We start from the raw sequence: 9,486 nt of genomic DNA, 5'->3' as shown, positions 1-9,486 counted from the left end.
CGATCCGGAAGACAACAGCAGAACGGAAAATCTGGGCCAATATTCCTCCCAAATCCAACCGTAAGGACGTCTTCGCGTTCTCGCCATGGGTATATCGCCAAAGAAACCTGGTCGAGCGCTTCTTTAATCGCATCAAACACTATCGTGGCATCGCCACGCGTTACGACAAGAACCCGGACAATTTCCTTGCTGCTGTCAAACTGATCGCTGTCCGCATCTGGTGCATCAGTTTATGAGTCTACGCCCTAGAATAAATGAAAGCCCAAATGCGAATAATGCAATGTCGAATAGAAACATTGGTAAGTATCAACTCGTTTGGTCGTGAGCAGGTGTTTCGTCGCGACGACGGTCTTCCCTTAATTTCACGATGTGGAGCGAGAGACACGAGTGTGTAGAAACCGTGCCTCTCGCGGGGGCGGGCAATTGCTTAGGCTGCCCGGCGCTGGCCATATCGCCTAGGTGTTTTAGCTGCAACTTTTAAACGCAATGCGTGTGCCGTATTGGGTCAGAACCAGACATCCCAGCGTGATTAGACAAGACATGAGCCGGCATTTGCCATTTGCGATCCTATCTTGTTCTCGCCCACATGAGAGAGCTGATGAGGAAAGGGACAGGAGTGCCCAAAGAACGCTAAAGCAGACGCCGAGATGTCATAACGGTGAGGAGGGCGTTTCTGGTTCGCCAGTAGAATCCATGGTCAGCTTGTGACGCAAAGTGAGAGACGGTTCCGAATCGAAACTCGTTCAACTTCTTGAAAATAAATGGAAATATCTCTTGCCAGAGAAAATAATGGTGCCCCCAGAGAGACTCGAACTCCCGACCCCCTGATTACAAATCAGGTGCTCTACCAACTGAGCTATAAGGGCTCTTCACGATACAGTGTGTATCGAACCGCTTTTGGTTGCAAATCGCTTCCGCTATACGGTCTGCGCTCGATTAGCATAAATGACGCGTCTGTAAAACGAAAAATCATCGCAAAGAGGTCATGGCAACAGGGTTTTTCATGTGATAGCCAATAGACCGCGATGAGGACATGGCAAACTTATCAGGGTTGAGCCGGGGAGCGAGACAGTAGACATGAACGACAAATCACTCGCGCTTCATTTTCTCTCGTCCGGGACCGAAGAATCACTCGCGGCCCAGAAAGATCTTGTGAATCGCTACGGGCACGTGTCGGGCGAAGATGCCGACATTATTGTTGCGCTCGGTGGTGATGGCACCATGCTTCAGGCGCTGCGGGATTTCATGAATAGCGGTACGCCGATTTATGGCATGAACCGCGGGTCTGTTGGCTTTCTGATGAATGAGTTCAGCGTTGATAATCTGTGCGAGCGCATTCTGGCCGCGCAGATGGAAACAATCCGCCCGCTTGTGATGATTGCAGAGACCGAAAATTCTGCTCCGGTCGAGGCGCTTGCAATTAACGAAGTTTCGCTGTTCCGCCAGTCCTATCAGGCGGCAAAGGTGCGCATATCGATTGACGGTAAAGTGCGGCTGGAAGAATTGGTCTGTGACGGCGTGATGGTTGCGACGCCTGCTGGCTCAACGGCCTATAATCTCTCGGCGCAGGGGCCGATTCTGCCATTGGAAGCGCCACTTTTGGCGCTGACGCCGGTTAGCCCCTTCCGCCCGCGTCGCTGGGGCGGCGCATTGCTGCCCAAGCATGTGACTGTTCGCATGGATTTGCTGGAAACGGAAAAGCGTCCGGTCAATGCCGTCGCCGACAATAATGAGGTGAAGTCTGTAACTTCGGTTACGGTCCGCGAGGCGCCGAACAGTCAGGTGGCTATTCTGTTTGATAAGAACCACTCCTGGGACGAGCGAATTCTGACAGAACAATTCCGGCATTGATCTGAATAGTCGACAGGTTTTCGAGTAAGATTACGTACAAGCAATGTTGTCAAACTACCGTGGCTGACAATCCTCTAATTGTCATCAATTTGATTTAATTCGATTAGAAAAGACGTAGATTGGCGTCATTTGTCGTTATCAGCAGGAATATCAAAGCAATTTGATATCGGATGTTGGTATTTTGGTTGACTTTTGCACGCTGCGGACGTAGGCGATGCTGCAAGAAAACGCTAGATGCGTTGCAGACGCCTTTTCTGCTTTGGTTCCTGCGCCGGATGACGCGGCTGCAATGACAGGATGGGCGGAACACGTTTCCGAACCAGAGAGCTGCGCCTCCATTGACGACATTTGCCGAACTCGGTCTTTCCCCGAAAGTGCTTGCTGCTGTAGAAGCGGCTGGATACACCGCGCCCACACCCATTCAGGCAGGCGCTATACCGCCCGCGCTCGAGCGCAAGGATGTGCTTGGCATCGCCCAGACGGGAACGGGCAAGACGGCTTCTTTCGTTCTGCCGATGCTGACGCTGCTGGAAAAGGGCCGGGCTCGCGCCCGCATGCCGCGCACGCTCATTCTTGAGCCGACCCGTGAGCTTGCTGCGCAGGTTGAAGAGAATTTCGTCAAATACGGCGTCAATCACCGCCTCAATGTTGCTCTGCTGATCGGCGGCGTTTCGTTCGACGAGCAAGAGCGCAAGCTTGAGCGCGGCGCAGACGTTCTGATCGCCACGCCGGGTCGTCTTCTCGACCATTTCGAACGCGGCAAACTGCTTTTGACCGGCGTTGAAATTCTGGTCATCGATGAAGCCGACCGTATGCTCGACATGGGCTTCATTCCGGATATCGAACGCATCTGCAAGCTGATTCCGTTCACGCGTCAGACGCTGTTCTTCTCGGCGACCATGCCGCCGGAAATTACCAAGCTCACCGAGCAGTTCCTGCATTCGCCAACGCGTGTCGAAGTGGCCAAGGCTTCGTCCACGGCAAAGACCGTGACGCAGCGTCTGGTCAAGTCGAGCAGGAAAGATTGGGACAAGCGCGCTGCCCTGCGCGATCTCATCCGCGCCGAAGGCGACACGCTCAAGAATGCGATCATCTTCTGCAATCGCAAGAAGGATGTGTCGGAATTGTTCCGTTCGCTGGTGCGTCATGAGTTCAACGCCGGTGCATTGCACGGCGATATGGACCAGCGCGCCCGCATGACGATGTTAGCCAACTTCAAGGAAGGCAAGCTGCAACTGCTGGTCGCTTCCGATGTGGCAGCACGCGGCCTCGACATTCCGGATGTCAGCCACGTCTTCAATTTCGATGTTCCGATCCATTCGGAAGACTATGTCCACCGCATTGGCCGTACGGGTCGCGCTGGCCGCTCCGGCAAGGCGTTCACGATCGTCACGCCATCGGACACAAAATATCTTGCCGCGATTGAGAACATGATCGGTGAGAAAATTGAATGGGTCGATGGCGATCTGTCCACGCTTGCACCGTCCGACGAGGCTGACGATCAGCCGCGCAAGGGCAAGAATGCGCGCGGCAAGGGCAAAGACTCGCAAAGAGATAACAAGGGTAAAGATAAGGGGCGGGACAAGAGCATGGACAAGCCAAAGGAAAAGGTAGCTTCAACCGAAGCGCTCGATCCGGCGGAACAGCCGCAGCCCGTTATCGAAACCCACGACCGCCGCGATGCGATCCGCGCTTCCAACGACGAACGTCGTGGCAAGCCGCAGCACGACCAGCATAAGCGCCGCCGTGATCGCGATGATGATGGTCCGTCGCCGGTTGGTTTTGGCAACGACATTCCTGCTTTCATGCTCATTCCAACGGGCATGTAGGCGGAAAGCACTGTTAGTTTTATTATTCGGCCGTGGGGGATCGCTTCGCGGCCGATTTCTTTTGGGGTTTGGACCGGCCACTGCGCAGAGCCGCTTCATAGGCGAGGCGGGCCCATTCGGTCATGATTTCAGGATCATCGAAGGCTTCGCTCGGCACGCTCCAATAGGGCATGCCAATGGGATCGCCGCCCTTGCGTCCTTCATAGGTCCATTGCACCGATCCGGCGTCGATAAAACGCGGGATGGTCAATTCGTCGGCTTTGAAAAGCAGTTCATCGCGAACGACAAGCGCGAAGATCAGTCCCTGATGATAAATGCCTTTGCCGCCGAACATGCGGCGGATGCTGATCGGGCCGAAATCCTGCAACAAATCGCGGAGGGTTTCGTCATCCATTGGGGAGATTCCTTCGGAAGACTATCCTCGTGGAACAGGTCAGGCCGCGCCCTGCATCTGGCGGAGGCTTTCTGCCGAGGCAGGGGTCAGTTCAACCGATTCACCACAGCCACAGGCAGAGGTCTGGTTCGGATTGTTGAACACGAAACCGGTACGGAGCGTCGTCACTTCGAAATCCATCTGGGTTCCGAGCAGGAAAAGAACGGCTTCCGGGGCGATAAAGACCTTGGCGCCATCTTTCTCGGCAACATCATCACCGGCTTTCGCTTCGCTGGCGACATCGATGGTATATTCCATGCCTGCACAGCCGCCTTTTTTCACGCCGACACGAATGCCCAGCGCGCCTTCGCGCGACTCAACAATTTCGCGAACGCGATTTGCTGCGGCTTCGGTTAGCGTCATGACTGCGAAACGGCCCATGGTTCTTCTCTTCCGGTACTATGCAGTGGCCTTGAGGCTGTGGCTTCACGGGCGAGAATCAACCAATCTCGTGTGAAACCAGCGAGTTTCAAACCTCGCTGCCACGTTTTCACTATAGTTAGTGTTGTAACATCATTACCGCAAGACACCAAATCGAGAGCGCAGGCCGCGTGTCCGGCTGGCGGGTATTGGGGAAAGAGGAGGTATGAATGTCGATTGATCGGATGAAATCTCTGAGGCTGGCTGTTTTCGTGAGCGCGCTCGGCCTGTCCGTTGCTCTCCCGCAAGCCTATGCACAGGAGGCGCCCAAGCCTGCCGCGAAGGAAGCGCAGAAGCCCGCATCGAAGGAAAGCGCTGAACCGACGGCGCAGAAAAAGCCTGAAGCCGAGAAAAAGGATCAGGCTGAAGAAACAAAAGCGCCTGTAGAAGAGACAAAGCCGTCTGAACAGACGCAGGACGCCGCCAATGGTGTTACCGTGCCGGAATATCGCGATGACCGATCTTCGCCGCAGGCGCTGATCGAATCCTATTATAATGCGATCAACCGCAAGGAATATACGCGCGCTTACGGCTATTACTCGGAAGAAGGGCGGGAACCCGACTTCAAGACCTTCGTGAAGGGCTATGAGAATACCAAGAGCGTCAAGGTCGCCTTGCGCAAGACCGAGCCGGACCCGGGTGCAGGCCAGATTTACTGGAGCCAGCCGCTAGCTATTGAAGCCGAGAGCAATGATGGCAAGAAGGAAGTCTTCGGCGGTTGCTACACGATTCACCTTACCAATCCCGCCATGCAGGAAGAGCCGCCATTCAAGCCGATTGAGATCATGACCGGATCGCTGAGCAAATCGGAACTGGAGCTTGAAAAGAGCGTGCCGGAAGCCTGTGAAGCCCCCTAATCTTCCGAAGGCGACCTGATTTTCTGGTCGCCTCTTTAGGAGTGATCACCGGAACAGCACTGTTCAGAGAAAGCATTTTTAGCGCTTGACCTTACCACGATGGAAAGGTGCAGGATGCTTTTGGTTGGAGCGATTGTCTTGAGGTGAAATCTCGAAAATCGCTCTATCTCTTTGTTTATAAACATTTCCAGCCCGTATCGGTGCGTTTTTCTGGAAATGTTCAGGTGTGGAGTCAGTCAATGATGAAGTTTTCCGTTCCCAAGATGAAATGCGGCGGCTGCGCCGACAGTGTGACTGCCGCTCTGCGCAAGCTCGATGCGACAGCGCCGATTGAAATCGACCTCGACGCCAAGGAAGTCGAATTCGGTGGCAATGCATCCAGAGATGCGGTTGTTTCCGCGCTGGCGGCTGCCGGTTATCCGGCTGCAAATGCTCAATAATGTGATTTTGCGGGTGCTTGCGCCAATGCAAAGCAGGATGTACGTGCCGGGAAGCCTCGCTTTCCGGCATTTTCTTTCCGTAACGGAAGCCGGACCGCAAAGGTTCATTCCGGTGAGTTCAAGTGCCGCAAATGCGGGTGTTTCGCAGCTGTTTCATTGACTGCACCGGCGATTTTTGCCACATCAACGGCAAATCTCGTTTATGGTGCACTCGCAGCGAGGTTTGGACCAACGCTGCAGAGTGCTTTGTGATATGAAACATCGCGTTAGGCGATAATGAAGGGTTGAGGGCTATGGCAGCCGATTTCCAGGATCTTCGCACAAAGATGGTCGACAATCAGATCCGTACGACGGACGTAACCGATCTGGCGGTTATCGATGCTTTCCTGGCCGTTCCGCGGGAAGCCTTTGTGCCGACCGTCCGTCAGGCAGTTGCCTATATTGACGAAGATCAGCCGCTCGAAGCCGAAGGTGGCGCGCCGCGCTATCTCATGGAGCCGTCGCCTTTCGCAAAGCTCATCCAGCTTGCCCGCGTAAACAAGAACGATGTCGTGCTCGATATCGGCTGCGGCACGGGTTATTCCTCGGCCATTCTTTCGCATCTGGCTGGTTCGGTGATCGGTCTTGAGAGTGATTCTGCGCTTTCTGCCGCTGCGACCGCTCGTCTTGCCGAACTCGGCTATGACAATGTTGTGATTGTTTCTGGAGATATGCACGCCGGCTATCCGTCGGAAGCTCCTTACGATGTCATCATGATCGAAGGCGGTGTGGATTTCGTTCCGGACACCTTGTTCGCGCAGTTGAAGGAAGGTGGACGTCTCGTCGCCGTCGAAGGCCGTGGAAATGCCTCGGTTGCCCGGATTTACGTTAAAGAAAATGGTGTTGCATCGGGACGGATTGCGTTCAACACTGCGGTGCGCCCACTTCCGGGATTCGAGCGGATTCCGCAGTTCGAATTCTAATTTTCGGGATTGGTACAATTCTGCAACGCTGCGGAATTTCTTTGTGCATGCTCTGGGCGGGGCGATGGAAATAACCGATTTTAATGGTTATTTAAGGTTGCCCGAACTGATTGGTTCGATTTACTGAATTTGGCTATTCTTAAGATGAGGTACCCGGTGTTCAAAACGTACAAAGGACTGGTCGCAGCGGCAGCATTGTTGGCCGGCACCGTTTTATCGGGGCAGTCCGCCTGGTCTGAAAACCTCTCCGGTGCTCTGGTCAAGGCTTATAAGAATAACGCTACGCTTAATTCTTCCCGCGCAGGTGTGCGCGTTCAGGACGAAAACGTGGCGATCGCCAAGTCGAATTACCGTCCGCAGATTACTGGTACGTATGATGTAAGCCGCAGTCGCGCGCCGACGAGCGGTTACCGCACCAGCGGCACGGTCGGCATCCAGCTGAACCAGATGCTGTTCGACGGTTTCCAGACCAAGAACAATGTCGCCGCAGCAGAAACGCAGGTTTTTGCGCAGCGCGAAAATATGCGCAACGACGAGCAGAACACGCTTTATAGCGCTGTCGCTGCCTATATGGGCGTTTACCAGAATCGTCACATCGCAGTGCTTCGCGAGAAGAATCTGGCTGCGATGAACGAACAGGTGCGTGCAGCCCGTGCGCGTCTGGATGTTGGTGAAGGCACGCGCACAGACGTTGCACAGGCTGAAGCCAGCCGTTCGACCGCTGTTGCCGAACTGAACAGCGCCCGTGCCAACGTGAAGTCTGCTGAGGCGACCTATATCCGCATCGTCGGTGCTCAGCCGGACAGGCTTGCCGCTGCCGCTGCCGCGAAGAACCTGCCGAAATCGCCGAACGAAGCTTACGCTATCGCACAGGCCGGACACCCAGGCATTCTCGCAACGCAATATGCTGTCAACGCTGCAGGCTACAATGTGAAGGCCAAGGAAGGCGCAATGCTGCCGACCGTCGGTCTGTCGGCTGGCGCCAGCCGTCTGGATACCTATGCCGGTTCGACGGTAGGTGATGGCAATTCCGCTTCGGTCGGTATCGGCGTGACCATTCCGATTTATACGGGTGGCCGCACCTCGGCGCAGATTCGCCAGTCCAAGGAACAGCTTGGTCAGGCACGGATTGAAGTCGATGTCGTACGCGATCAGGTTCGTGAAGCCATTGGTTCGGCATGGTCGCAGCTTGAAGCTGCCCGCGCTTCGGTCAAGGCAAACCGCGATGGTATAGCCGCTGCCCAGCTCGCACTGGATGGCGTGATAGAAGAACGCAAGGTCGGCCAGCGCACCACGCTGGACGTGTTGAACGCCCAGAACGATCTGACCGCTGCGGAAATCACTCTCGTCCAGTCGGAGCATGATGTGGTTGTCGCCAGCTATGCGCTTCTCAATGCGACGGGCCGCATGACCTCCAAGCAGATGGGCCTTCAGGTGGCTGAATATAAGCCTGAAGAACACTACGACGCCGTCAAGGACAAGTGGTTCGGTCTGCGCACGCCGGATGGTCGCTAATCAGCGAGAATTTCAGGTTGAACGGCGCCTTCGGGCGCCGTTTTCGTTTGACGGCGATTCGCTGGCTGTTGCGGTCGATTCTTAACAAAATGATAAAGCTGTGGGTTGAATTGCGCAGCGTTCTTGCGGGGATTCTCAAATCGCCGAACGTCCGGTACCCTTAATTCATTGATTCTCTGTCCTTTGCAGGATGCGGCTTTGGAAGCTGCGGAAGGTTTTTCCGCGCGAAACCAGGCACTCCACACAGAGAAGGAGAACTATGTGCGACCCTGCGGGCGCGCATTGCTCTATTCTGAAATAGGGAAGATGGACAGCTATGGCACAGACATCCAGCGCATCACGCGAACCGTCCATGGAAGAGATTCTCGCTTCCATTCGACGCATTATCGAAGACAGCGATGTTAGCCGCCACCCTGTGTCCACGTCGGCGAATTTTCCGTTGCGCGGCGAGGTGGCTGAGTTCCGTCGCCCAACGCCCGCACAGGAACAGCCTGCAGCGGAAGCCCCGATTTCAAGACCGGCTGAGAAGCCGGCCATGATGCGCGATATCCTCAAGGACGAGCCAGTATTGCGCGGACCGATTGACGAGCCGGTGAAAGCTGCGCCTGCATTCGAACCGGAAATCGAAGAGGAAGAAGAGGACATTGTCCTCGACGCGCAAAATGATGACCGGCGTGCGGTTGAAGTGCTGCAGGAAGCGTCCGCCGCAATTGCGCCTGAAACTGCGGCCGAGGACAATTCCATGGAAGCGCTTGACCGTTCGCTTGAGGACGGAATCGCCGAAGCCATTGAAGAGTTACTTGAGCCCGATCTGGACGAGCCCGTCGAGGCGCATGCTGAACCGGTTGTGGAACGAGCTCCGGAAGTACCGGTCGCTACCAAGGCTCCAGCAGCCCCCATATCCGAACCACTGGCAAATGCGACCGTGGCTCCCCATATTCTGTCACAAGTGGCAGAACGCCAGGTGGCCGCAGCTTTTCAGGATCTGAGCCACGTCGTGCGTGCAGAGCCGCGTCGTTCGTTTGACGATATCGCCGCCGAGATTCTGCGTCCCATGTTGCAGGATTGGCTGGACAACAATCTGCCAACCCTTGTGGAGCGGCTTGTTCGCGAAGAAATCGAACGAGTGGTGCGCGGCGACCGATAATCGACGTGTTGCCTGAATAAAACGGCCTTTGA

General features: G+C 55.2%; 9 protein-coding genes, 1 tRNA gene and 1 pseudogene. 8 read left to right on the top strand and 3 right to left on the bottom strand.

Annotated elements, in window-relative coordinates:
- Positions 1–236: pseudogene (locus ACTJKP_RS21210) on the top strand (IS5/IS1182 family transposase); the annotation flags it as partial.
- A gap of 554 nt (positions 237–790) precedes the next feature.
- Here the strand turns inward: ACTJKP_RS21210 and ACTJKP_RS21205 are convergent.
- Positions 791–866, bottom strand: a tRNA-Thr gene (locus ACTJKP_RS21205).
- A 211-nt stretch (positions 867–1,077) separates the two neighbouring features.
- On the opposite strand from ACTJKP_RS21205, the gene ACTJKP_RS21200 reads away from it, so the two are divergent.
- Both ACTJKP_RS21200 and ACTJKP_RS21195 read left to right on the top strand, forming a co-directional pair.
- Positions 1,078–1,851 carry an NAD kinase gene (locus tag ACTJKP_RS21200; protein WP_440632050.1) on the top strand — a complete coding sequence of 258 codons (774 nt, stop codon included), beginning with the start codon at positions 1,078–1,080 and terminating at the stop codon, positions 1,849–1,851.
- Between the two features lie 338 nt (positions 1,852–2,189).
- Positions 2,190–3,680 carry a DEAD/DEAH box helicase gene (locus ACTJKP_RS21195; protein ID WP_078340418.1) on the top strand — a complete coding sequence of 497 codons (1,491 nt, stop codon included), beginning with the start codon at positions 2,190–2,192 and terminating at the stop codon, positions 3,678–3,680.
- A gap of 22 nt (positions 3,681–3,702) precedes the next feature.
- Here the strand turns inward: ACTJKP_RS21195 and ACTJKP_RS21190 are convergent, their stop codons facing one another.
- Both ACTJKP_RS21190 and sufA read right to left on the bottom strand, forming a co-directional pair.
- Positions 3,703–4,074: a TfoX/Sxy family protein gene (locus tag ACTJKP_RS21190; protein WP_440632049.1), complete on the bottom strand. Its 372-nt coding sequence runs from the start codon at positions 4,072–4,074 to the stop codon at positions 3,703–3,705.
- Between the two features lie 39 nt (positions 4,075–4,113).
- Positions 4,114–4,494, bottom strand: coding sequence for a Fe-S cluster assembly scaffold SufA (sufA, locus tag ACTJKP_RS21185; protein ID WP_078340420.1), 381 nt, complete (start codon positions 4,492–4,494; stop codon positions 4,114–4,116).
- Between the two features lie 209 nt (positions 4,495–4,703).
- On the opposite strand from sufA, the gene ACTJKP_RS21180 reads away from it, so the two are divergent.
- The 5 genes from ACTJKP_RS21180 (at position 4,704) to ACTJKP_RS21160 (ending at position 9,454) form a co-directional block, all read left to right on the top strand.
- Positions 4,704–5,390: a hypothetical protein gene (locus ACTJKP_RS21180; RefSeq protein WP_440632048.1), complete on the top strand. Its 687-nt coding sequence runs from the start codon at positions 4,704–4,706 to the stop codon at positions 5,388–5,390.
- Positions 5,391–5,629: 239 nt separating this feature from the next.
- The gene (locus tag ACTJKP_RS21175; protein WP_078340422.1) at positions 5,630–5,830 is read left to right on the top strand and encodes a heavy-metal-associated domain-containing protein; all 201 of its coding nucleotides are present in this window, start codon (positions 5,630–5,632) and stop codon (positions 5,828–5,830) included.
- Positions 5,831–6,123: 293 nt separating this feature from the next.
- Positions 6,124–6,792, top strand: coding sequence for a protein-L-isoaspartate O-methyltransferase family protein (locus ACTJKP_RS21170; protein ID WP_280994032.1), 669 nt, complete (start codon positions 6,124–6,126; stop codon positions 6,790–6,792).
- 144 nt (positions 6,793–6,936) lie between these two features.
- Positions 6,937–8,307, top strand: coding sequence for a TolC family outer membrane protein (locus tag ACTJKP_RS21165; protein WP_440632047.1), 1,371 nt, complete (start codon positions 6,937–6,939; stop codon positions 8,305–8,307).
- Positions 8,308–8,623: 316 nt separating this feature from the next.
- A complete protein-coding gene (locus ACTJKP_RS21160) occupies positions 8,624–9,454 on the top strand; it encodes a PopZ family protein (protein WP_440632046.1) in 831 nt (276 codons plus the stop codon).
- Positions 9,455–9,486 lie beyond the last annotated feature (32 nt).

The organism is Brucella sp. 22210, from assembly GCF_052045675.1.
Classification (GTDB): Bacteria; Pseudomonadota; Alphaproteobacteria; order Rhizobiales; family Rhizobiaceae; genus Brucella.
Note: the sequence above shows the minus strand (reverse complement) of the source record. Positions and strands in the feature narration are given on the sequence as shown.